Origin of the sequence: Paludibaculum fermentans, from assembly GCF_015277775.1 — a bacterium.
GTDB classification, from domain to species: Bacteria; Acidobacteriota; Terriglobia; order Bryobacterales; family Bryobacteraceae; genus Paludibaculum; species Paludibaculum fermentans.
In genome coordinates, this window is record NZ_CP063849.1 from 8,881,849 (window position 1) to 8,905,217 (window position 23,369).

The following is a 23,369-nucleotide window of genomic DNA, read 5'->3' on the forward strand; positions in this document are numbered from 1 at the left end:
GTTCACGAGTCCTGCGGCCCCTGCAACTGCGCTTCGGCTTGTTCGACGGAAAGGCGACAGCCTGACCCGTCCCACTTCGCAAGTGATTGAACGAGCAGAGCTTATTGGGAACTCCGAACGCTTCGCCTGGGATTTGGCATCTATTGACGGGATCTGTCTGGCCGCCTCGCCAGACGCATAAATGCCACAGCATCAACAGCATGCGGTTCACGCTGCGGCTCAATGCGCGAGGAATGCGAACCAGGCTATCCTGATTCCAGCCATCACAATTGCCACTGGGACGCATCAGTTCGAACGCAACGCCGGCCACCGCAAGCCCCTTGATCTGACCCTCTCCGAAGCAGAAACGGTCTGACGGGCAGGAGTTACGCGCCCCCGCCCGGACCCACTCCGCGGCTGACTGGGGGCAACAAGGACCCGCACGTCCTTCGCCGCCCTGCGGCCGTCTCGTCCGTGCAAATGGGGCATCTCTTGATCTCTTCCCCCCGACCCCCTCCTCGGCCTGGGAAAGGCAAACGGCCTGACCCGTCCCACTTCGTAAATCATTGAACGACCAGAGCTTACAAGCCGTTGCGCGCATTTCGCGTGAGTTTTGGCATGTAATGCCGGGAACGGCGACGGAGCGGCGACAGCCTGACCCGTCCCACCGCGAATCACCAAAATTTGGTCTCTGGCTGGGGGAAGTCACCCTGAAACTGGCCGAGAGGCGCCGGTTCCCCTCTGCCGTTCGGTCTTGCCGCCAGACACCGAGCCCAGAAAGTCGGCCCCAGACCGCCCGGAAGTTCCAACTCTGCGCCATATCCCACAAACAGTACCTGAAGGTCTGCAATTAGCAGGGAGAAAACTGCGTTGAGACGGGTGCAACTGTCCCCTGTTCCAAGTCATAGCGCCAGCCGCACTCCGCGGAGCACGGCTGCCGGACATCTCCACACGAAACGCCCGGAAGCGCTCCGCGAAGATCAGTCCCGATCCTCACGAGAAAGCCCTCAGCCGCGCCAAGCCACTCGCCTCAACCCCACCTCTCCCCCAAATCCCACATCGAGGTTTGCTTCATCACCGCATCTGAAACTCTTTTTTGCGTTTATTTTCAACACGCCCCTCCCCAAATCAGCCATTTTCCCTTGACCCCACCAGCTAACCTGGAATCGCGCCGGCACCCACGCCGGCCATTTTCATTTACAAGGAGATTCTCATCATGGCTACCGCAGCTCAGATCAACGCCAACCAGGCTAACGCCAGGAAGTCCACCGGACCCGTCACCATCGAGGGCAAATCGCGTACATCCCAGAACGCCCGCCGCCACGGCTTCACCGCCCAGCACCTCACCATCACGCCCGAAGACCGCGCCGCCTTCACCGCCCTCGAAGCCGCTCTGCGCCTCGACACCCGGCCCGCGAACTGCATCGAGGAAGAGATCTTCCATCGCATCCTCACCCACACCTGGAACCTGCGCCGTATCGAATCCTTCGAATGCATCATCCTTGCCGAAACGGACCCATTGGCCGAAACCAACACCCACGACGGCCAGCTCGAACGCTACGCCCGCTACCGCCGAGACCTGGAACGCGGCCTCTACCGTGCCCTTAAGGAGCTCAGCAAACTCCAAACCGAACGCGCTGCCCTAGCTCAACAACACCCCGATGTCGTCAAAGCTGTCCGCGAAAACGTACCCCTGGCCGAAGTCACCCGCCTGACCAGCAACACCGACGAACTCTTCTTCTATGAAGGTTACGGCCGGCCCCGCCGCGCTCTCGAACACCTCACCACGGGCATCGACACGAACCACCCCGACAACCAGGACCTGATCGCCGATCTCCAGTCGCTCCGCATTCCGCGAAACGAAACCAACCCGATGCGCGAAGACGGTCTGCCCAACCTGAACTACAACTTCTCGGGCGTCTAGTCACCACAGCCAGGGCAATCCCGCCGCGTCGTGACGAAACGAAGCCGCTGACAATCCCTGCCGCCGTTCGCGCCACAAGCCGGAGACGCCTCCGCCACTGTTCCTTGAAATCTGAAACTGTACCCCGCCCGAAGTGTGTCTGCCCTCACGGGGCGGCGCCCTCCTGGCTCGCGAGGCCGCCAGCGACGACGGCCTGAGCACCTCGAACCATCACGTCCAAGGCGGCAGCCCCCCGTTGACCGGCCAATCGGGGGGAGTGCGCCGTGTGCCAACCCCACGATCCACAGAGTCAACCATGGCCCGCCGGCCCGCCAAAGCGCCCGAAGCCGCAACGAACCACGACCGTTAGGGAGTCCCCATGGCCGTGCCGGCCGCCAAAGGCGATGAAGACGCGCCCGGGCAGCCCCTTAGAATCAATAACTTTAATTGCGTCTTCAACGGAGTGGTCCCCACCGCGCTGCGAACCGCGACTGGGAAGGAGTCTCAATATGGCCCTGCAGGCCGCCAAAGCGAAGGAAGCCGCAAACGGAGCCGCGAACGTGAGTGAGCGGATAGGCCGCTGAAGAGCTGCAACGACCCCATCCGGGCGACCCTTTGCCAGCGCGTCTTCAATGGAGCCCCCATTGCCCTCACGGGCCGCCAAAGCCGAGGAAGCCGCAAATTGAGCCGCGAACGTGAGGGACTGTGAAATAATCCCCCTTCTCGAAAATGGGCAAAATTGAGCGCGAGAATGGCCTTGCCAGAGGCCCGAGGAGCGATCGCAGCGGGCCGCCCAATGGTTTGCGTACCATCCTGCGGGGGACTTGATTGCGCGTTTTTGATTTTTCCACAGTCCCGTGAGTGAGCGGATAGCCCGCTGAAGAGCTGCAATGACCTCATCCGGGGGACCCTTTGCCCGCGTCTCTTCAATGGAGTCCCCCATGGCCCTGCGGGCCGCCAAAGCGAGGGAAGTCGCTTTCGGAGCCGCGACTGAAAGGAGCGGGGAGGCAATGGCAAGCCTCCAACCAACCAGCAAAAGGGCCGTACCCCAAGTCGCGCGTCTTCAATGGACTTGTCCCCACCGCGCTTCAAATCACGGCCCAACGCCGCCCCGGACTCCGGCGGCACGCTCACCGACTCCTCCTGCAAGCATCATTCGGAGGCATAACAGCCATCTCACGAACCAAACCCAATTCCCGCACGCCATCCGCTCGGGTCTACCCGAAAGGCCGACCCAAAACTGCCAGAGCAGCGGGGAAAGGCGGCCTGCCGCCCGCGCCCCCCCGTCCTCACCGTCACCTGCCAGCTCACCTAAAGCGGCACAACACCGCAGGTCCCCAACGCCTCGGGTTCGCCATCCAGTGGCCCCGTCGGCGCACCGCGCCGGGCCTTCGCGGTCATGCTCTCGATCGTGACGGCCAGCAGCGCCGTGGCCCGCAGTTGGGCTTCCGTCGCCGGAGCATAATGCTCGCCCGCCGTCCGTCCCGGAAAGTACCGCTCAATCATCCGCGCAAATACCGCCTGTTTCTGCTCGGGATCCTCGATCGGCTGGGCCCGGCCGAAGCAGACGACGCTACGGTAGTTCATGGAATGATTGAGCGCCGTGCGCGAATAGACCAGGCCATCCACCATGGTGACGGTGACACACACGGCCGCCCCCGCCGCGAGCGCACGCAACGTGTGGCTGCTGTGACCCCCGTGAAGATACAGGCGGTCCGGCGCGCTGCTGTCATATTGATACGAGAAGGGAATCACGTAAGGTTGCCCGTCGACCTGGAAGCCCACATGGGCAACCGTGCCGGCAGCCAGGAAGTCGCCTGCCTCGGCGCTGGCGGCGCGCTCGGGATGCTGGCGGATGGTCGCGTTGACAGGGGTAGCGGTGTCCATGGGGAAACCCTATGATGCACCGCTAGGGCAGGGGCGAAAAGATCCAGAATAGACGCCGGGCAGGGGTCCACTTCCCGCACCAGGCACGCAGCATCGGACAATGGGAAGACCGGCACCCGGCATGGGTAGAAAATCTTCCACCTTCCTGTCTCCCCTCTTCGCTCTCGACCCCGCGAGCGCCGAGCCGCTCTATCACCAGCTCTATCAGGGGATCCGCGATGCGATCCTCGACGGGCGTATCGCCAAAGGAACCCAATTGCCGTCGTCACGGCTGCTTTCGGCGGAACTGTCCGTTTCCCGCAATACGGTCGTGAACGCCTACGCGCAACTGCTGGCGGAAGGTTACCTGGAAGGGGAAGCCGGCTCGGGTACCTATGTGACGCTACGCCTGCCCGACGAAAGCTTGCGGGCTGTCCGCGGGAGCACCGGAGCGCCGACCGCGACGCCGGATCCGCCCCGCCTGTCACGGCAAGGCCAGGCGTTGCAGCGCTATGCGACCACCCATACGCTCTCCCGAAACGAACCCAGACCCTTCCGGCCCGGCGTGCCGGCCGTGGACGAGTTCCCCTTCCGGCTGTGGGAACGAATGGTGGCGCAACAGTGGCGAAAGCACCCCTGGCCCATGCTCACCTACGGACCCGCCGAGGGCTACCATCCCTTGCGTGTGGCCATCGCCGACTACCTGCGCATGGCTCGAGCCGTGCGCTGCGACTGGCGGCAGGTGATCCTCGTGTCGGGCTCGCAGCAGGCGATCGACCTGACGGCCCGTGTGTTGCTCGATCCTGGCGATGGGGTCTGGATGGAAGAGCCCGGCTATCGCGGCGCCCGCGACTCGTTGGTGGCCGCCGGGCTCGCACTGGCCCCGGTCCCGGTCGATGCCGAAGGGATCAGCGTCAGCGCCGGCCGCGCCATGGCCCCCGCCGCCCGGCTGGCCTACGTGACGCCCTCGCACCAGTTCCCCTCGGGCGTGACGATGAGCGTGGCGAGACGGATGGAACTCCTGCGTTGGGCCTCGGAGTCGGGCGCGTGGATTCTGGAAGACGACTACGACAGCGAGTTCCGCTTTGTCAGCCGGCCCCTATCCGCCCTGCAGGGGCTCGATGAGAGCGGACGCGTCGTCTACACGGGGACCTTCAGCAAAGTTCTGTTCCCGTCGATGCGGCTAGGCTATCTCGTGGTTCCGCCGGCACTGGTCGAGGTGTTCACGGCCGCCCGCTCGATTGCGGACCGCCACTCGCCGATGGTGGATCAGGCAGTCCTCGCCGAATTCATGCGGGAAGGCCACTTCGGCCGCCACATCCGCCGCATGCGCACGCTCTATCAGGAGCGGCGGGATGTCGTGGTCGAGGCCTTGACCCGCGAGTTGGGCGGCTTTCTGGAGCTCTCTCCGGCGGCGGCCGGAATGCATCTGGTGGGCTGGCTGCCGGAAGGGGTGGATGACCGGGCCGCGAGCCAGCGCGCGCTGGAGGCCGGCCTCGAAGCCCAGGCGATTTCGGCTTACTGCCTGGGACAACCCGCTCGGCGCGGTCTGATGCTTGGCTACGCCGGCTATTCGCCCGCCGCCCTGAAGCACGCCTCCGGTCAGTTGGCCCGGGCGCTGGCAGGGCTTTAGGTCTGGAGAGGCCTGATCGCCCGTTGGCCCGGCCTGGAGGCGTAAGATAGCGGATGGAACGCAACGATTACCTCGATGGCTCTTATCTCACCTCTTTCCTCCTGCCGAATCCTGGCCATCTTCGTTCTGGCCCTCGGAGTGCAGCCATTGTTCTCAGCTTCACCCCGGCTCAAGGTCCTGATCATCGACGGTCAGAATAATCACGCCTGGAAAGAGACCACTCCGGTGCTGCAGGAGATCCTCGAGATGTCCGGCCGCTTCGAGGTGGACGTCGCCACCACCCCGCCGCAAGGCGGTGACATGAGCACGTTCAAGCCGGACTTCTCGAAGTACGCCGTGGTGGTGTCCAACTACAATGGCGATCCCTGGTCCAAAGAGACCAGCGAAGCCTTTGAGAAGTTTGTCCATGAGGGCGGCGGGTTTGTCTCCTACCATGCGGCGGACAACGCCTTTCCCGAGTGGCATCAGTACAACCAGATGATCGCCGTCGGCGGCTGGGGCAACAGGAAGGCTCCGGAAGCCGGTGCCATGATCCGCCTCAGGGGCGAGGAAGTACGAGTGGAGCCGACACCCGGCCGGTGTGGAAATCATGGCGCCCGCCTGCCATTTGTCGTCACCATGCGCGAACGGCGGCACCCCATCGTCAAGGGCCTGCCCAGGATGTGGAAGCACGCGCCCGACGAACTGTACGACTCACTCTGCGGTCCCGCGGCGGATTTCGACCTGCTGGGCACGGCCCATTCCACCTCCCAGAATCGCGGAACCAATGAAGATGAGCCGATGCTGCTGGCGATTCGTTACGCCCGGGGCCGGGTCTTCCACACCACCTTGGGGCACGACGTGGCGGCCATGCACTGCGTGGGTTTCATCGCCACTCTCATGCGCGGGACGGAGTGGGCGGCCACCGGCAAGGTGACCATCCCGGTGCCGGCCGATTTCCCCTCCGCTGACCGGATGTCCATCCGGAAATAGCGCTCCCATCCGGCGCCCCTGACTCCGGTACTTGGATCAGGCTCTCCTTGCAGGTACAATCGGGAATTCCCAGCGCCGGGCTGCCATGTATCCAGGATTCATCCAGTCGCTCGCGTCCACGGCACTGTTCGCCCGTCTGCCGCGCCCCGCGGCATTGCTGGTCGTTGCCCTGGCCCCGCTCGCTCTGGTCGCGGGCCTGACGCTCCGCTATGCCTCCAAAGTGCCCGCTTCCGTGCGCAGTGACGCCAGCCGCACGCAGTTGCAGGAGACGGCCAGGCGGCTAGGGACAGCCCAGGGACTCTCCCTCGACGCGGCCGGCGCGCTGCTCAAAATCAAGCCGCAAACGACCCACCAGGTGTTCGCCCTGCGCGCCTCAGCCCGGTCAGTCGACGCAGCCGGCCGTCTGGCCGCGCCTTACCACTTCGTTCTCAACCTGGCCGAGCCGGACGGGGAACACAGCATCAGCGTCACCATGAACGGACGCGGCGACATCCTGCAGTTCGAGACGGAGCGGCCCAGGAACATCGGGCCCGCCCTGGGTCCGGAAGCAGCGGAGCAACTGGCAAAGCAGTATATGAAGGAGTGGCTCACCTTCATCCCTAACCCCCAGATCGATCGGGTCCGCGAAGCCTCGTCCCACCGCAAGGATGCTGAGGAAGAGGCCATCGCTCGCCGCTTTGACTTTGAAGGCCACCTCGGTGACCTGCCCAGGCTGCAGTTCAGCGGCCGGGTCGAGATTACGGGGTCCAAGGTGACCGCCGCCCGGGTCGAGCCCGAATTCGTCAGGGTCATGCGCACCTGGTCCGACGACGAATCCGGCTTCCGCGGGACCATCGGGGGGCTGGCCTTCTTCCTGGCCCTTTTTGCCTCCATCTATTCCATCCGCCTGTACCGCAAGCGCAGCCGAGAGAAAGAGGTGCCCCGCAAGCGGGCCATCATTCTCATCCTGGTTTTCGGGCTGTGCGGCGCGGGCTACCTCGCCCTCAATGCAGAGTCGTTTGCCAACTCCGACGGCGCCTCCACCTTGCCCTGGTATGTCACGCTGGGCATTGGCGCGCTGGGTGGCATCTTCCTTGCCATGGGCGGGGTGCTGGTCGGTGCTGCCTATGCCAGCGGGGAAGGGGAGCTCCGGGAAGGCTATCCCGACAAGCTCACTTCGTTTGATGCTCTGCTGGCCGGCCGCTACCGCGTGAACAACGTCGCGGTCTCCCTGGGCACCGGCGCGGTCTTCACCGCCTGGGCCTTCCTGGTCACGTCTCTCGCCTGCCGGCTCCTGTCCTCCAGCGATGCGCTGCTGCTTTCCGACGAAGCCATGGCCGCGGCCTACGGGAACCTCCCGTGGTTGAGCGGACTGCTGATGCTGCCGCCCCAAATCGCCTGGACGGTCGTCTCCGGCCTCTTTGTGCCGCTCACATTCGTTCTGCGCAATGTGCGCCGGCCGGCCTGGAAGTGGACGATTCTGCTGCTGTGCCCGTTCCTCATCTCGGCCGGATTCACCGACAACAGCCTGGCCTCGCCAACCCGCGTGCTCGACATGGTGGTGGGCGTCGCCGTCGTTCTGACGCCCTTCTTCCTCCAGGATGTACTGGCGGCGCTCGTCTCCTCGCTCCTCTTTTCCCTGGCGATCCAGACTTCCACCATGGCTGCCCTGGCGCCGTTTTCGCTGCCCAGCGGCCTGCTGCAGATTGGAATTGTCACCTTGGGGCTGGCCGCCCTCACCGCCATCTCCTGGCGCGGCGAGTCCGTCACGGAAGACGAGGTCAAGCCTGAGTACGCGCGCAATCTGGACCAGCGCCTTTCTATGCAGGCCGAGGTCCATGCCGCTCGCGAAGCGCAACTCCGTCTGCTGCCGGATAAGCCGCCTCAGATTCCGGGACTTTCCATCGCTGCCTCGTGCCGCCCCACCGGCGATGTCGGAGCCGACTTCTACGACTTCTTCCCGCTGCCGGGCGGCGGGCTGGCCGTCTTCGTCGCCAGCGGCGGCGGACTCGGCGTCGCCTCGGCCCTCACCATCGCGCTGGCCAAGGGCTTCCTCATGTCGGATCTGCGCCGCGGCGATTCGCCCGCCCGCACCCTGGCCCGCCTGCGCGCCCTTCTCACCGGCCGGTTGGGCGAAGTGGCCCAACGTGCTCGCTTTGCCGTGGCCACCATCGATCCGCAACGGCGCACCTTCCAGGCGGCGCGCTGGGGGGAAGTGCCCGCCGTTTGGATCCTGCGCGACCTGATGGCGCATCCCCTGGTCTTCACCGACAGTCCGGATGGCCTGCCGGAAGCGGCCGTGCCGCTGGAAGTGGGCGATACGGTGTTGTTTCACACGGAAGGCCTCATCTCGGCCCTGGAGGATCAGTCGCCCACCGGCATGCGCGACTGGTTCCGCAATCTGGCCCGCATCACCCGCGCCTGCGGCGCGCTGGACTTCCACAACTTCCTGCTGCAGCGGCTGGCCGGCGGCAGCGAGAAACGCCTGACGCGCCGATTGACCAGCGACCTTACCGCTGTGGTGTTGCGCCTGGAAAAGGTCCAGGTGGTGGAACAGGAACACGTGGCATGAAACGCTACCTGATCGCCGCCGGAGTCGCTCTCATCGTCCTGGCCGCCCTCGCCATGCGCCCGCAGGCCGGCCATGCCGGCGGCGCGGCGCCCTGGACCCGTGAACACGCCATTGCCTCCACCGTCGCGCTGGCCCGCGACCTGGGCATCGACATCGCCAATTGGGAGTTCCTCATCTCCGTCGAGCCCCAGGAGGATTGGGTGGACATGCAGGGCCGCCATCCCGAGTCCTCGCTACTGAAGGCATTCTCCGGCACCCGCTACCGTGTGCTGGCCCGCGCCCCCGCCAGTAAGTCCACCGTGACGGCTGACTTTGACGGCACCGGCCGCCCGTTGCGCTGGCGGCCCCGGTTGGCAGGTGAGCTGCCCGCCGCCGCGCAGATGTCCAAGGACGCCGTATTGGCCCGCTTTGGCCAAGCGGATGCCGCGCAGTTTCAGCCCATGACCGAGCGTTCAGCCGATGCCGGGCAGCGCGGCCGGCGGTCCCGCCGCGACGAAGACGAGAAACCCAGCGTCGAAACAATCAAGTGGGAGTGGCGGGATCCCAAAATCGATGGCTTGCGGGCCGAGCTCATCGCTTCCTACGAGAAAGGCAAGCTGGACGAAGTAGTCCTCCACCACGATGTGCCCCGCTCTGTCCGGCGCAACTCGTCGGTGCCCGGCTCCAAATGGAAAGAGATTCTGTCCGGAATCGGCACGTTCTTCCAGGTTTGTATCGTTGGCGGTGCGGTGATGTTCCTGCTCATCAGCCTCACCGATCGGCGCGACCACTTGCGCCTGGCCCTCTGGGTGTTTGGCGCTGTCGCCGTCTTTTACCTGTGCTGCCTGCTCGTAGGAGGGCGGCAGGGATACCTCTCCGCGAATTGGGACCAAAACGACTTTGACAGCGCCAGCAACAAGGCCGGTTTCCTGTTCGGCCTGTTCGTCACGCGCCCTCTGGCCCTGGCGTTCCCCCTGGCTGCCGGATTCCTGCTCATCCGCGAAGGGCAGTTGCAATCCTGGCTCTCCATCCTCTGGCTCACGCTCCGCCGGAAGCTGATCCCCTCGGCCGGGCGTGAACTCGCGGGTGGAGTGCTCCTCTCGGCTCCGCTGGCGGTGCTCCCCTATCTGGTTTGCGCGGTGCTCCCCATGACAGGGGTCCGCCTGGATGCGGCCCGCGCGGGCGTTTTGATGGATACTTCACCAGCCATGGGCACGCTGGTTCAGTTTCCGGTGCTCTGCTATCACCTGCTTTGCATCTTCGCCGTCATGCTGCCGCTGCTCTGGAGGCCCTCTCCCCGGCTGAAATGGCGGCTGGGCCTGCTCTTTCTGGCTGGACCCCTGATCTGCCTGGCCCGCTTCTCGCCCTTGTCCGGCAACAGCTATGTGGCCATCGCCTTTGCCTTCCTGATGTTCGCCGCCTGGCTCTGGGTCTACCGGCAGTTTGGCCTGCTGGGCCTGATGGCATGTCTGCTGGGCCTCTATACGCTGTACGACTTCTCCGCCGTGCTCGCCTTCCCGGCCGGCCGCCTGTGGCCCCTCACGCAGTTGCTGCTGGTCTGGGCGGTGCCTCTGGTGGGCGGCCTCGTGATCGCCGCCCGTCCCTCTCCAGTGAACGTGCAGGAGTTGGCGGGCGAGATCTCGCGCCGCAACGATCCGCCGCCCGGCTCCGCTCCCCGGTCGGAGCGGGAGCGCCTGCTCACGGAATTCGCCGTGGCGCGCGAGGCACAGATGGGCATGCTGCCCGATAAGCCTCCGTCGATTCCCGGATTCTCGCTCTTCGCCAGTTGCGTGCCCGCTCGCGAGGTGGGTGGCGACCTCTTCGATTTCCTCGAAATGCCGCGCGGATGCTGGGCCATGTGTGTCGCCGACGTCTCCGGCAAGGGCGTCCCCGCCGCGTTGTATATGACCCTGACCAAGGGCATGCTGGCCGCCGAACAGGCCATGGCGACCGGGATCCTCGACCTCGCCTGCGCCATCAACCGCCAACTGTTGCTGGCCGGCAAACGGCGCACCTTCGTCACTCTGGCCATGGGGTTGCTCGATCCTGAACGCCGCGCGCTCGAGGTGCTGCGCGCCGGCCACAATCCCATCCTGTGGTGGCGCGCCGCGCTGGGCGAGTCGCTCTACGTGCAGCCCAAGGGCATTGGGCTCGGGTTGGCCGGAGACCGCATCTTTTCGAAGAGCATCGAATGCCAGGAACTCCTGCTCGCCGATGGCGACCTGATCGTGTTCTACTCCGACGGGTTGACCGAGGCGATGAACCCCAGGCAGGAGCAATACGGAGAAGACCGCCTGCAATCGATCGTCGCGCGGGCCGCCGGCCTGGACGCGCCGGAACTGGCCCAGGCCATCCTCGACGACGTCGAGGTCTTCAAGGCGGGCGCCGATCCGCACGACGATCTCACCCTCGTGGTCCTGCGCTGCCTGCCGAACGGCGAAGTCCCGGCGTAACCCTCTTTTTCGCTATCACCGTCCCGACTTGATAAGCTATGGCCCATGCGGAGCGGCTTGCTGGGAACACTGGGCGTATTGCTGTCTACAACGGTCTGGGCGGACAATCCGGACTTCGTGCGCGACGTCCAACCCGTGCTGAGCCGGTCATGTGAGAAGTGCCACGGCGGCAAGATGCAGATGGGCGGCCTCCGCCTGGACGCCAAGGCCGCTGCGCTCAAAGTCATCCGTCCTGGTGATGCTGCAGCCAGCGAACTCTACAAGCGTGTCGCGGGACTCGGTGATCAGGCCCGCATGCCGATGGGTGGGAAACCTCTGCCGGAGACGGAGATCGCCCTGCTGAAGCGATGGATCGACGCAGGTGCGGCCTGGCCGGATGGGGTCGGCTCCGCCGTGCGCGACGGCGGCGCCCACTGGGCGTATGTCCCGCCCAGGAAATCTCCGCTGCCGGCTCTCGGCGGCGGCAACCCGATCGATGCCTTCGTCCTGGCCCGTCTCCAGAAGGAAGGACTGAAACCGTCCCCTACGGCGGCAAAGACGACGCTGCTGCGCCGGTTGAGCCTGGACCTTACCGGCCTGCCTCCGACGCCCGGGGAACTCGACGCTTTCCTGGCCGACAACTCCGCCGGTGCCTATCAAGCCCAGGTGGAGCGGTTGCTGGCCTCGCCGCACTACGGGGAGAAGTGGGGCCGCTGGTGGCTCGATGCCGCGCGCTATGCCGATTCCGACGGCTATGAGAAAGACAAGCAGCGCCAGGTCTGGTTCTACCGTGACTGGGTGATCCGCGCCCTGAATCTCGACCTGCCGTACAACCGCTTCATCGTCGAGCAGGTGGCCGGCGACCTGCTGCCCAACGCCACCCAGGATCAGCGCGTGGCGACGGGCTTCCTGCGCAACTCGATGATCAACGAGGAAGGCGGCATCGACCCCGAGCAGTTCCGCATGGAGGCGATGTTCGATCGCATGGACGCCCTCGGCAAAGGCGTCCTGGGCGTCACCATCCAATGCGCCCAGTGCCACACGCACAAGTACGATCCCATCAAGCACGAGGATTACTACCGGCTGTTCGCGTTCCTGAACAATACCTACGAGTCGAACATCGCCGTCTACACGCCGGCTGAGCAGGCCCGGCGCGACGCGATCCTGAAGCAGACCGCGGCCATCGAACAGAACCTGCAATCGGGCATGCCGGACTGGACCGCCCGCATGGCGGCCTGGGAACGGGATGCCCGCCAGCAGAACGAGAAGGTGAAGTGGCAGGTTCTGCGGCCCGAGGTCGACGACATCTCCACCGGCGGGCAGAAGTACCTGCCGTTGGAGGATGGGTCGTTCCTGGAGGCCGGCTACGCGCCGACGAAACACACGGTCAAGCTGACGGCAAAGGTCGGGCTGCCTCGCATCACCGGCTTCCGGCTCGAACTCATGCTGGACCCCAATCTGCCGCTGGGCGGGCCCGGACGGGCGATCGACGGTACCGGCGCCCTGACTGAGTTTACGGTGGAGCGGCTGGGCGAGGATGCCAAGCCGGAGAAGATCGCCCTAGCCTCGGCCTCCGCCGACATCGGCCTGCCCGAGACGCCGCTGGCCGCCACGTTCTACGACAAGTCGGATAAGCGCCGTGTCACTGGGCCCATCTCGTTCGCCATCGACGGCAAGGATGAGACGGCCTGGGGCATCAACGCTGGACCCGGTCTCAGCAACGTGCCCCGCAAGGCTGTCTTCGTTGCTGCAAAGCCCATCGAGGCAAGTGGCGAAACCACGCTGGTCTTCCTGGTGAAGCAGAACCACGGCGGCTGGAACAGCGACGATAACCAGAACAACAACCTGGGGCGCTTCCGGATTTCGATCACGGGCGACGATGCTCCTGTCGCCGATCCGCTGCCGGCCGAAGTCCGGGCGATCCTCGAGAAGCCCACGGTCGAACGCACCCTCGATGATCAGGGGAAAGTGTTCTCCTATTGGCGCACCACGGTGCCCGAGTGGGGCCCGGAGAACGAGAAGATTGCAGCCCTCTGGAAGCAGCATCCCCAGGGCTCGACCCAGTTGGTCCTGGCCGAACGTCCCACCCGGCGCGAGACGCACATCCTGGAGCGTGGCGACTTCCTCAAGCCGGCCAAACTGGTCACGCCCGGCACGCCGGGCTTCCTGAACCCGATGGCCGTCGAGAATCCCACCCGCCTGGACTTCGCCAACTGGCTGGTCGACAGGCAGTCACCCACCACGGCACGGGCAGTCGTGAACCGCGTCTGGCAATCCTACTTCGGCACCGGCCTCTCGGCCACCAGCGAGGATCTGGGCAAGCAGGGGGAGCCTCCCTCGCACCCCGAACTGCTCGACTGGCTGGCGGTCGAGTTCATGGACCACGGCTGGAGCCTCAAGCACCTGCACCGCACGATTGTGGAATCGGCCACCTATCAGCAGACTTCCCGGGTGACTCCGGAGTTACTCGAGCGCGACCCCGCCAACCGGCTGCTGGCACGCGGCGCGCGCTTCCGCGTCGATGCGGAGATCGTCCACGACATCGCCCTGGCAGCCAGCGGGTTGCTCAATGAGCAGGTGGGCGGCACCAGCGTCTATCCGCCGGCGCCCGACTTCCTCTTCCAGCCGCCGGTCAGCTACGGCCCCAAGATCTGGAAGGAGGAGAAAGACGCGCAACGCTACCGCCGCGCGCTCTACACCTTCCGCTATCGCAGCGTGCCTTACCCCATGCTGCAGACGTTCGACTCGCCCAATGGCGATGCCGCCTGTGTCCGCCGCTCGCGGTCTAATACGCCCCTGCAGGCGCTCACCACGTTGAACGAGCCCCTCTTCATGGAGGCCGCCCACGCCCTGGCCGACCTGACGCTGAAGCAGGGCGGCGCCTCCGACACCGAGCGCATCCGCTTCGCCTTCCGCCGCTGCGTGGCCCGGACGCCGGCCGATGCCGAAGTCACGGAGTTGCTGGCGCTGCTGAAGAAGCAGGAGGCGCGCATGGAGCCGGCCCAGGCCTGGACCATGCTCGCCCGCGTCCTGCTCAACCTCGACGAAACGATCACGCGCGAATAGGAGAACACCATGGATCCCCATCAGGTTAAATCGGAACGGACGCGGCGCTGGTTCTTCGAGCAGTGCGGCGTCGGGCTGGGCTCCATCGCCCTGGGCGATCTCCTGCGCGCGTCTGCGCCGTCGGACCCGCTGGCACCCAAGCAGCCCCACTTCGCGCCCAAGGCCAAACGCGTCGTCTTCCTCTTCATGGCCGGAGCCCCCAGCCACCTGGAGCTGTTCGACTTCAAGCCGGAATTGAAGAAATTCGACGGGACGCTGCCGCCGGCCGACCTGCTGAAGGGCTATCGCGCCGCCTTCATCAACCCCAATTCCAAACTGCTGGGGCCGAAGTTCCAGTTCGCCCAATATGGCAGCAACGGCGCCTGGATCTCTGAGTTGCTGCCGCATACCGCGGCCATCGTCGACGATCTCGCCATCGTGAAGTCCATGTCGACCGATGCCTTCAACCATGCCCCGGGCCAGTTGCTGATGAACACCGGCACCATGCAGTTCGGGCGGCCGAGTTTCGGCTCGTGGGCGACCTACGGCCTGGGCAGCGAATCGAGGGATCTGCCGGCGTTTGTCGTCTTCTCCAGCGGAGCGAAGGGGCCCAGCGGCGGCAACTCCTGTTGGGGCAGCGGCTTCCTGCCCACTGTGTATCAGGGTGTCCAGTTGCGCGGCAGCGGCGACCCCGTCCTCTATCTCTCCAACCCGCCCGGCGTCGACAAGCAGACCCAGCGCGAGTCGCTCGACTCCCTAAGAAGCCTGAACGAGATGCACCTGGCGACCGAAGGCGATCCCGAGATCTCGACCCGCATCAACTCCTTCGAGATGGCGTTCCGCATGCAGGACAGCGGCCCGGAATTGATGGACCTCACCAAGGAGCCGGCCCACATCCTGGAGATGTACGGCGCCCAGCCCGGCAAGCCCTCGTTCGCCAACAACTGCCTCTATGCGCGCCGCCTGCTGGAGCGTGGAGTGCGCTTTGTCCAGCTCTATCACGAGGCCTGGGATCAGCACGGCAACCTGGTGAAGGACCTCAAGAAGAACTGCCTGGACACAGACAAAGCCGCCGCGGCCCTGGTGAAGGATCTCAAGCAGCGCGGCCTGCTCGACGACACGCTCGTGATCTGGGGCGGGGAATTCGGCCGCACGCCCATGGTGCAGGGCGGCAGCGACGGGCGCGATCATCACCCCAACGCCTTCACCATGTGGATGGCCGGCGGCGGCATCAAACCGGGCCTGGTGATGGGCGAGACCGATGAACTCGGCTTCAACGTCACAAAAGACCGCGTCCATGTCCACGACCTGCACGCCACGCTGCTGCACCTGCTGGGCTTCGACCACACCAAGCTCACTTACAAGTTCCAGGGCCGCCCGTTCCGGCTGACAGATGTCCACGGCGAAGTCGTGCGGAAGATGCTGGCTTAAACTGGGGATTCATGGCGAATCCTTTCGAGACAGACAAGATGGCCGCCGGCTATGCCACTGCGCGGCCGCCCGTGCATGCGCGAGTAATTGAGCGGGCTCACCGCGCCCTGGGCCGCCCAGTTCCCTTCCGGCGGGCTTTGGATGTCGGCTGTGGAGCCGGGCTGTCCACCCGCGCCCTGGACGGCTTTGCCGAGCACTCCATCGGGATGGAGCCGGCCGAGCCCATGCTCAAATGGCATTCGACTCTGGCGCCGGGCGCCGACTTCCTGGTCGGCCGGGCCGAGGCGCTGCCGGTCCAGTCTGGCTGTGTCGACCTCATCACCGCGGCCGGAGCGCTGAACTATACGAATCTGGACCAGTTCTTCCCGGAGGCGCTACGCACGCTGACGCCCGATGGCACGCTGCTGGTCTACGACTTCTCGCCGGGCCGCTCCTTCCGTGAGAACGACCGGCTGGACGACTGGTTCACGGCCTTTGCCACGCGCTATCCCTGGCCGCACAATGAGGCACGCGAGCTGAATCCGCAGATCCTCGGGTCGCTCGACTCCGGCTGCCGCCTCGGCCAGCACGAGTACTTCGAGATCGGCCTCACGCTTTCGCCTGATTTCTACCTGGAGTACATGCTCACCGAAACCAACGTCGCTTCCGCCATGCGCAACGGCGGGTCCTACGACGAGATCCGGCATTGGTGCAGCGAGACGCTGGCCCCAGTCTGGGACGGCCGCGAGCGTGAGGTTCTCTTCCGCGGCTACTTCGCCTGCCTGAGCCGCCAGTAGCCGGTTAGAGCTCGAGGTGGTTCTGGTAGACCATCTGGCTCAACCGGAACTTCTCGTGGATGGCGAAGATCTGCAGGTCGCTGACGCACTCCACTTCCTCGTCCTTCAGTTCGATGGGCGCGGTATTGGGGAAGTGGATCTGGATGGCGATCGTCAGGCCCTGGGGCACGACCTCCACTTTGGTGGGTTTGATGATGCGGCCGGAACGCGTCCTCAGGAAGGAGGTCCGCTCTGTCTCGATCTCGACGACTCCGGCGCCCAGGTGGGCCACTTCGGCCGGAACGCCGTAGATCTCCAGGATGTAGTCCTGCGGCGGAGCGCCGATCAGGGAGTTGATCTTCGCCTCGCCCTGCTTCTGCTGCCGGGCTTTGTAGAGCGCCGTGGCATGGCGGATGGGCAGGGCGGTGGCCCAGCGTACGATGATGTCCGCCTTGGCGGGCAGGCTGGTCCTCGGCACGCCGATGCCGCCCACCGGGCTACCGCCCTTGATGGTGCCGTTCGGTGTATTGCCGGGGACGTCCTTGTAGCTGAAGGGCCGGTCGCCCGGCTTCACCCACATCAGGTTGACCGACTTCACGTGGGCCCAAGGCGAATCCGACACCATGCGGACCACGGCGTCGTCATTCCAGTTAGGGAACGGCTTGTCCTTCCAGTCGGCACCATAGGCCAGAACCGCGGACGCAAGCAGTGCTCCGCAACCGAGAACACATCGAACTCGACCAGTGATCAAAATGGAGCCCATCTCTTTCCAGGATACCGCCCGTGCTAGATCGGACGCGCCGCGCGGCCGGGCGGTTCCTCGATCCAACGGCTGGTGCGAGTTTCTGAAATTCCACATTCTTGCCATCTGAAATACAAAGATCTAAACTCAGCCTTTCTGGTAGCGTTTTCAGGAGAACCTATGGAGTTCGTCAAGATACGCCGGGAACGGGCCGTGGACGCGGTCTATGACGCCCTGCGGCAGGCGATTGTGAGCTGCTCCATGAAGCCCGGCGAGCGCCTCAATGTGGAGGAACTGGCCGGGAAGATGGGCGTCAGCCTGACGCCGGTGCGCGGCGCCATCCAGCAGTTGGCTACGGAGGGTTTGGTCGAGGTCCGGCCCCGGAGCGGCACCTTCGTGGCCAGCCTCACGCCCCAGGATCTGGACGAAACCTTCAAGCTGCGCAGCGCGCTGGAGTGCCTGGCGGCGGAGGAGGCCATTGAACGCATCCAGCCTGAACAACTGGCGCGCCTGCATGAACTCCTGAAGTCCCTCAAGCGCAAAGTCACCAACGAAGCCGAACGGCGCGCGCATGAGCAGGGCAACTCGGAGTTTCACCAGATCTTCATCGATGCCTCAGGGAATCAACGGCTTGCGGACATGTATCATGCCCTGAACGCGCACATCAAGATTGTCCGGATCCACGCGGGTGAGTCCGGCTGGCCGCTGCGTTTGCAGGAAGAGCAGGCCGAACACGAGGCCATCGTAGCCGCCCTGGAAGCCAGGGATGCCGCGGCCCTGACCGCCGCGCTGCGCAAGCACATCTACCGCGCCAAGGATGCCATGATCGCCGTCATACGGGCTGCGGAGTAGCCGCGGTCCGAAGCGGTTCCCCCTTACCAGTAGCGCCAGTCGCCTGTGTACCAGACCAGTGCAGCCAGGGCCGCGTTGGTGACGGCGTGCGCCAGGACCGCGTCGCCCAGCCGCCCGCGATGAATCTGGACCAGGGCGTAGGCCGCACCCGCGACGATGCCGGCCAGCCATCTTGATTCGTGCATAGCCCCAAAGGCGATGGACGAGACCAGGAAGGGCAGCCAGGCGAACTTGCGCCAATCCACCGACTCAAAGTCGGCATCGGCCACCCGGCGCATGAGGTATCCGCGAAAGGCCAGTTCCTCGGCGATCGGGACTGTCACGACGGCGGCCAGCAGCCGGCACACCACCCAGAAGACCTGCAGCGGTCCCGGCATCGAAACGAAACCAGGGGGCAGGCCGGCCCGGGCTTCCGCGCCGCTGGGCGTGGTCCAGACCCAGAGGGCGGCTACCGCCAGCCCCACCAGGGCCGCCACGGGGCCGAAGCGCCAGTCCACGCGGGCATACTCCTTGCGGAAGTACCAAAGCGTCACCACCGCGGCCAGCAGGCGCAGGGGGTAGAGCCACTCAAAGTCAGCCGAACCGGCGCGCGAGATGATGGACGCGGCCAGGATCGCCAGGAACGGCATCAGGTAAGCCGCCACCGGATTGGATCCGTCCGCGATCTCCTCCAGCGGCTCGGCTGCACGTGCGGAGGCGTGCTGGAACATCTCGATCCGGCGGGAGAGGACGCAGAACAGGATGGCGGTGGAGATGAACGCAATCCACCCCGCCTCGGAATGGAAGCCGCCCAGGGCGATCCGGTCCGCGCCGGCGTGCCCGATGAGGATCAGCGCCGCGATGCGGAGCGCGTTCAGCGTCCAGATCAACAAGGCGCCCGCGGGAATCAGGACCAGCGCCGCCGGAACGCGGTATTCCTTGCGGAAGAAGAACAGCCAGGCCACGCTGAACGCCAGGAACAGTCCTACTCCTTCATAGCCGGAGCAGGCCGGGTCGATCGTGACGTTAAAGCGCTCGGTTCCGATCACCGCTTTTGCCGGATTCGAGGTCAGGCCGGGCAGAATCGGCTGAAGAATAAAGCGAACGACCTGAAAGGTGATCGCACTGGACCCCTTCCAGAGGGACGCGGCTGCCGGCCGGGCCGCCGCGGCCACGAAGGCCACCGCCAGGCCCCAACCCCAGCCCCAGCCTACCGAGCGGAGCAGGGCGAGCCAGAAGGCCTTGGGGAGCACCGCCAGCACGAGGCAGGCGACCCCCACCAGTCCGCTGGCCAGCCAGGCTACCGGAAGCCAGATCGGGACACTGCGGGTTGAACCGGCAAAGAGCAGAGGGGAAAGCGCGGCAAATGTGGCCATGCAGACGGCGTGCGCTGCCAGCAGCGGAACCAGCACCGGGCCGGTCTTTGCACGGAACACGGCCAGCAGGCCGCTCGCTCCGCCCTGGCTCAACATGAGAGCCGTAGCGAAGAAGGCGGCTGAAGCCCGCACCAGGATCGCACCCGCATTGCGAATCCACGTGGCCAGCCCACCCTGCGCCGAAAGATCTTCCGTGTCGAGCAGGACGCTCGCAATCAGTAGCTCTGCGAGTAATAGCGCTATAAGAATTGCAAATCGGAGGGCGGACTGAGGCAGAGATCCGAAATGTACATCATTTCGGCGAACGGGAGACGACATGAGAGGGTGTCAGGCGGAAGGGGCGGACGCAGGACTCAGGCGAGTCCCTTGCACCGGCGCAGGCGCCAGTGCAAGGAGACTAGCAGGAAAAACTACCGGCGGCGGCTACGCAGAACCAACACCGCACCCGTCAGAAGGGTGAGGGCGCTGGTGGCGGTCGCACCGCTGATTTCAGGAACGGACTGAGCGGATGCCACAACCCCAAGGCCAACCATGAGGCAGAGCAACCCGAAGGACTTTTGAACCAAACGCGTCATAGCTTGAACTCCTCTGTAAGAATCGGACCGTTCCGAAATGCTATTAGGTACGGGCCCTCCCCGTCAAGGGAAAACTGGCACTTTCTAACGCTGAGGGATCTTTGGTTAGCCCGAACTGGTACTTTCTCTCAAAAATAGTACTTTTGGCGAGGCCAGCAGCTGCCAAGTGGAGCCAAGGTACCGGTAGCACTAGATCTATGTGCCAAGCTTCTCAAGGCTTTATCACCAGTACTTCCGATAGCTGCTTCTTTTCGATGGCAGGCACTTTTGCGTCTCTGGCCGGGTAGCCGACGGGGATCAGCAGGCAGGCGCGTTCGTTCTTCGGCCGCCCCAGGATTGCGGCCAGAAAGCCCATGGGACTCGGCGTATGCGTCAGGGTGGCGAGACCGGCGATGTGGAGCGCGGCAATGAGAAGCCCCGCGGCGATGCCTACCGATTCCTGGACATAGTAATGCTTTACCTTTTGCGCCCCGGCTAGTCCGTAATCCTGCCGAAACACGACGATCAGGTATGGCGCCGTCTCCAGGAACGGCTTCCGCCAGTCGGTGCCGAGGGGGCGCAGCGCGTCCAGCCACTCTCCGGGCATCCGGTGGGCGTAGCTTTCGCGCTCCTCGGCCTCGGCGGCCACGCGGATTTGCCGCTTGGTCTCCACATCGCCGACAACGACGAAGGTCCACGGTTGCTGGTTCGCGCCCGAGGGGGCAGAGGCGGCGCACCGGATCGCCGTCTCGATCAAATGGAACGGGACCGGTTCGTCGCTGAAGTCGCGCACGGAGCGCCGCCGTTGCATCCGGGCATGGAATTCCTCCAGCCGCCTCGTCTGCTCCTCCGGGGACAGGCGCTGAAAGTCCAGGGATAAGAAGGCGGGCTCTGAATCCATAGCTGATGGAAAGGAAGGCGGGAAGCCGGTACGGCGCGGAAAAGCCGAAGTCACTTCCGCTTCAGCCGCGAGCGGCTGAAACTGTGGTCTAAATTACCACGACGGCGTGGCTTTGCTGGATGGCCCGGACGGGTTCAGCCCGCGAGCCGCACAGAATGCCAAACGCGAGGACGGAGGCCAAAACACAGGCCCAGCAATAGTTCCTCATGTCCGGCAGTGTAGCATAGACCTTATGGGTTCATTGCCAGACGAGTTTTACCGCATATCCAAATTGCCACCCTACGTCTTTGCCGTCGTGAACGAAATGAAGGCAAAACTGCGTGCGGCGCAGTATGACGTAGTTGATTTCGGGATGGGCAATCCCGACGGCGCAACCCCGCGCCCCATCGTGAGCAAACTGGCAGAGGCAGCACGGAACCCCAAGAATCATCGCTACTCCGTGTCGAGGGGCATACCTAACCTGCGGCACGAGGTCTGTAAGCGCTACGCCCGGAACTACGGCGTCGAGCTTGATCCGGAAGACGAAGCGATCGTGACCATCGGCTCCAAGGACGCGCTGGCCCACCTGCTGTTCGCCGTCGTTGGACCGGGGGATCACGTCATCACGCCGGCCCCCTGCTACCCCATCCATCAATGGGGTGTCATCATGGCCGAGGGTGAGGCCGTGCCTCTGCCCGTCTCCAATCCAGCCGACTTCCTGAACGGCCTGGAAGATCACTACCGGAAGGCCACCAAGCCGCCGCAGATCATCCTGATGAACTTCCCGCACAATCCCACCACGGCTTGTGTGGATCTCGATTTCTTCAAGGAAGTGATCCGCATGGCCCACCAGCACGGCACCATGGTGGTCCACGACTTCGCCTACGCCGACCTGGGCTTCGACGGCTATCGCGCACCCAGCATCCTGCAGGTGGAGGGGGCCAAGGACGTCGCTGTCGAGATCTTCACCATGTCGAAGAGCTACAACATGGCAGGCTGGCGAGTCGGCTTCTGCGTCGGCAACAAGAAGATGATCAAGGCGCTGGCCCGCATCAAGAGCTATCTGGACTACGGCAACTTCCAGCCTATCCAGATTGCCTCCATCATCGGGCTGCGCGAGTGCGAGGGTGAAGTCGAGAAGATCCGCCACCTTTACGAGAAGCGGCGCGACCTGCTGGTCGACGGACTCAATGCGGCAGGCTGGCCGGTGGAGAAGCCGAAGGGCTCGATGTTCGTTTGGGCTCCGATCCCGGAGGCATTCAAGTCCGCGGGCTCCCTCGAGTTCTCCAAGCTTCTGCTGGAGAAGGCACTGGTCGCCGTCTCGCCCGGTATCGGCTTCGGACCGGCCGGCGACAGCCACGTCCGTTTCGCACTCATCGAGAACCACCACCGGTCGCGCCAGGCAATTCGTTGTATCAAGCAGTTCCTGAAGGACTGCAAGGTAGCCTGACGCTGATATGATCGCGCTATGGCCGCGCGTGAGCAGACCAGGCCTTTGAGGCTCCTCGAACTCCGGGCTCTACCTGCGTCTTCCCTCAGCCGCCTGCTGGGGGAGGAGAAGGCGCGCTGGCTATCGCTGTTGCACTGGGACTTTACGCCGTCCGCGGACCTGGTGACACGCTATGTGTCCATGCAGGCCCTGGACGGCTATGTCCTGGTGGATGACGGGGAGCCGGTCGGCTATGTGTATTGGGTGATGGAGGACCACAAGGGCCTCATCGGCGACCTGTATGTTCGCGACGCCTGGCGCTCGCCCGCCAACGAAAACATGCTGATGGGCGCCGCGCTGGGCCAGTTGCGCCGCTACCCTTGGATCCGCCGTGTGGAAGCCCAGCTTATGCAGCTTTCCATGCGCGGCTCGCAAGTGGCGCCCGCCGGGCTCCATCCGCGCATTTACCCGCGGCATTTCATGCTTGCGTCCGTGGCTGGGGTAGACTCGGCCCGGCCCATCCGCGTGGATCCGGGTATCCAGTTGGAGAACTGGAGCATGCGTTGGCTGGATGCCTCTGCCCAGTTGATTGGGTCCGTCTATGCCGGGCACGTGGATAGCGCCATCAACGACCAGTACAATTCCGACCAGGGCGCCCGCCGCTTCCTTCAGAACATCGTGCAGTATCCCGGCTGCGGGTACTTCTCCAACGCTGCGTCGTGGGTGGCCCTCAACCGCCGAGGACAGGTTGTCGGCATGTCGCTGGCCAGCAAAGTGGCGTCGCAAATAGGGCACATTGCCCAGCTCTGCCTGTCTCGCGAACTGCAGGGCGGCGGGGCAGGTTACGAAATGCTGCGGCGCAGCATGCTGGCTCTGGCCGCGGATGGATGCCGGGAGGTTTCCCTCACCGTCACCGCCTCCAATGAGCGCGCCATCCGGCTGTATGAGCGTTTCGGCTTCCGCGCCATCTACCACTTCGAGGCGTTGGTTTGGGAGACCTTCTGGACCTGA

The 23,369-nt window shown here is 64.7% G+C and carries 15 protein-coding genes; 11 read left to right on the forward strand and 4 right to left on the reverse strand.

The window, feature by feature from the left end:
- The first annotated feature begins 1,195 nt into the window (after positions 1-1,195).
- Complete coding sequence (locus tag IRI77_RS35270) at positions 1,196-1,903, forward strand: hypothetical protein (RefSeq protein ID WP_194449603.1); 708 nt, start codon at positions 1,196-1,198, stop codon at positions 1,901-1,903.
- A 1,290-nt stretch (positions 1,904-3,193) separates the two neighbouring features.
- On the opposite strand, the gene IRI77_RS35275 is transcribed toward IRI77_RS35270, so the two are convergent.
- Complete coding sequence (locus IRI77_RS35275) at positions 3,194-3,769, reverse strand: pyridoxamine 5'-phosphate oxidase family protein (protein ID WP_194449604.1); 576 nt, start codon at positions 3,767-3,769, stop codon at positions 3,194-3,196.
- 121 nt (positions 3,770-3,890) lie between these two features.
- Here IRI77_RS35275 and pdxR point away from each other — a divergent pair, with 121 nt between their 5' ends.
- The 7 genes from pdxR (at position 3,891) to IRI77_RS35310 (ending at position 16,567) form a co-directional block, all read left to right on the forward strand.
- Positions 3,891-5,381 carry a MocR-like pyridoxine biosynthesis transcription factor PdxR gene (gene pdxR, locus IRI77_RS35280; RefSeq protein ID WP_194449605.1) on the forward strand — a complete coding sequence of 497 codons (1,491 nt, stop codon included), beginning with the start codon at positions 3,891-3,893 and terminating at the stop codon, positions 5,379-5,381.
- 75 nt (positions 5,382-5,456) lie between these two features.
- Positions 5,457-6,353 (forward strand): ThuA domain-containing protein, encoded by an 897-nt coding sequence (locus IRI77_RS35285; RefSeq protein WP_194449606.1) that lies wholly within the window; start codon positions 5,457-5,459, stop codon positions 6,351-6,353.
- Between the two features lie 85 nt (positions 6,354-6,438).
- The gene (locus tag IRI77_RS35290) at positions 6,439-8,904 is read left to right on the forward strand and encodes a PP2C family protein-serine/threonine phosphatase (RefSeq protein WP_194449607.1); all 2,466 of its coding nucleotides are present in this window, start codon (positions 6,439-6,441) and stop codon (positions 8,902-8,904) included.
- Positions 8,901-11,336, forward strand: a complete 2,436-nt coding sequence (locus IRI77_RS35295; protein ID WP_194449608.1) for a PP2C family protein-serine/threonine phosphatase — start codon at positions 8,901-8,903, stop codon at positions 11,334-11,336. Before IRI77_RS35290 ends, IRI77_RS35295 begins: the two co-directional genes overlap by 4 nt.
- Positions 11,337-11,414: 78 nt before the next feature.
- The gene (locus tag IRI77_RS35300) at positions 11,415-14,381 is read left to right on the forward strand and encodes a PSD1 and planctomycete cytochrome C domain-containing protein (RefSeq protein ID WP_228486488.1); all 2,967 of its coding nucleotides are present in this window, start codon (positions 11,415-11,417) and stop codon (positions 14,379-14,381) included.
- A 9-nt stretch (positions 14,382-14,390) separates the two neighbouring features.
- The gene (locus tag IRI77_RS35305; protein WP_194449610.1) at positions 14,391-15,791 is read left to right on the forward strand and encodes a DUF1501 domain-containing protein; all 1,401 of its coding nucleotides are present in this window, start codon (positions 14,391-14,393) and stop codon (positions 15,789-15,791) included.
- Positions 15,792-15,802: 11 nt separating this feature from the next.
- Positions 15,803-16,567: a class I SAM-dependent methyltransferase gene (locus IRI77_RS35310; RefSeq protein WP_194449611.1), complete on the forward strand. Its 765-nt coding sequence runs from the start codon at positions 15,803-15,805 to the stop codon at positions 16,565-16,567.
- Positions 16,568-16,571: 4 nt separating this feature from the next.
- Here IRI77_RS35310 and IRI77_RS35315 read toward each other — a convergent pair whose 3' ends face one another.
- Positions 16,572-17,309, reverse strand: a complete 738-nt coding sequence (locus IRI77_RS35315; protein ID WP_194449612.1) for a hypothetical protein — start codon at positions 17,307-17,309, stop codon at positions 16,572-16,574.
- Between the two features lie 159 nt (positions 17,310-17,468).
- On the opposite strand from IRI77_RS35315, the gene IRI77_RS35320 reads away from it, so the two are divergent.
- The gene (locus tag IRI77_RS35320) at positions 17,469-18,140 is read left to right on the forward strand and encodes a GntR family transcriptional regulator (protein ID WP_194449613.1); all 672 of its coding nucleotides are present in this window, start codon (positions 17,469-17,471) and stop codon (positions 18,138-18,140) included.
- A gap of 23 nt (positions 18,141-18,163) precedes the next feature.
- Here the strand turns inward: IRI77_RS35320 and xrtE are convergent, their stop codons facing one another.
- The gene (gene xrtE / locus IRI77_RS35325; protein ID WP_194449614.1) at positions 18,164-19,813 is read right to left on the reverse strand and encodes an exosortase E/protease, VPEID-CTERM system; all 1,650 of its coding nucleotides are present in this window, start codon (positions 19,811-19,813) and stop codon (positions 18,164-18,166) included.
- Positions 19,814-20,281: 468 nt separating this feature from the next.
- On the reverse strand, positions 20,282-20,950 hold the full coding sequence (locus tag IRI77_RS35330) for a nitroreductase family protein (protein WP_194449615.1): 669 nt from the start codon (positions 20,948-20,950) through the stop codon (positions 20,282-20,284).
- A gap of 232 nt (positions 20,951-21,182) precedes the next feature.
- On the opposite strand from IRI77_RS35330, the gene IRI77_RS35335 reads away from it, so the two are divergent.
- Both IRI77_RS35335 and IRI77_RS35340 read left to right on the forward strand, forming a co-directional pair.
- The gene (locus IRI77_RS35335) at positions 21,183-22,379 is read left to right on the forward strand and encodes an aminotransferase class I/II-fold pyridoxal phosphate-dependent enzyme (protein ID WP_194449616.1); all 1,197 of its coding nucleotides are present in this window, start codon (positions 21,183-21,185) and stop codon (positions 22,377-22,379) included.
- A 45-nt stretch (positions 22,380-22,424) separates the two neighbouring features.
- Positions 22,425-23,369, forward strand: coding sequence for a GNAT family N-acetyltransferase (locus IRI77_RS35340; RefSeq protein WP_194449617.1), 945 nt, complete (start codon positions 22,425-22,427; stop codon positions 23,367-23,369).

Bases quoted from the DNA above. Each gene is read 5' to 3' on its own strand.
- IRI77_RS35290 (WP_194449607.1), top strand. From the start codon at position 6,439: ATGTATCCAGGATTCATCCAGTCGCTCGCGTCCACGGCACTGTTCGCC.
- pdxR (WP_194449605.1), top strand. From the start codon at position 3,891: ATGGGTAGAAAATCTTCCACCTTCCTGTCTCCCCTCTTCGCTCTCGAC.
- IRI77_RS35335 (WP_194449616.1), top strand. From the start codon at position 21,183: ATGGGTTCATTGCCAGACGAGTTTTACCGCATATCCAAATTGCCACCC.
- IRI77_RS35320 (WP_194449613.1), top strand. From the start codon at position 17,469: ATGGAGTTCGTCAAGATACGCCGGGAACGGGCCGTGGACGCGGTCTAT.
- IRI77_RS35315 (WP_194449612.1), bottom strand. From the start codon at position 17,309: ATGGGCTCCATTTTGATCACTGGTCGAGTTCGATGTGTTCTCGGTTGC.
- IRI77_RS35285 (WP_194449606.1), top strand. From the start codon at position 5,457: ATGGCTCTTATCTCACCTCTTTCCTCCTGCCGAATCCTGGCCATCTTC.
- xrtE (WP_194449614.1), bottom strand. From the start codon at position 19,813: ATGTCGTCTCCCGTTCGCCGAAATGATGTACATTTCGGATCTCTGCCT.
- IRI77_RS35305 (WP_194449610.1), top strand. From the start codon at position 14,391: ATGGATCCCCATCAGGTTAAATCGGAACGGACGCGGCGCTGGTTCTTC.
- IRI77_RS35270 (WP_194449603.1), top strand. From the start codon at position 1,196: ATGGCTACCGCAGCTCAGATCAACGCCAACCAGGCTAACGCCAGGAAG.
- IRI77_RS35330 (WP_194449615.1), bottom strand. From the start codon at position 20,950: ATGGATTCAGAGCCCGCCTTCTTATCCCTGGACTTTCAGCGCCTGTCC.
- IRI77_RS35310 (WP_194449611.1), top strand. From the start codon at position 15,803: ATGGCGAATCCTTTCGAGACAGACAAGATGGCCGCCGGCTATGCCACT.
- IRI77_RS35275 (WP_194449604.1), bottom strand. From the start codon at position 3,769: ATGGACACCGCTACCCCTGTCAACGCGACCATCCGCCAGCATCCCGAG.
- IRI77_RS35295 (WP_194449608.1), top strand. From the start codon at position 8,901: ATGAAACGCTACCTGATCGCCGCCGGAGTCGCTCTCATCGTCCTGGCC.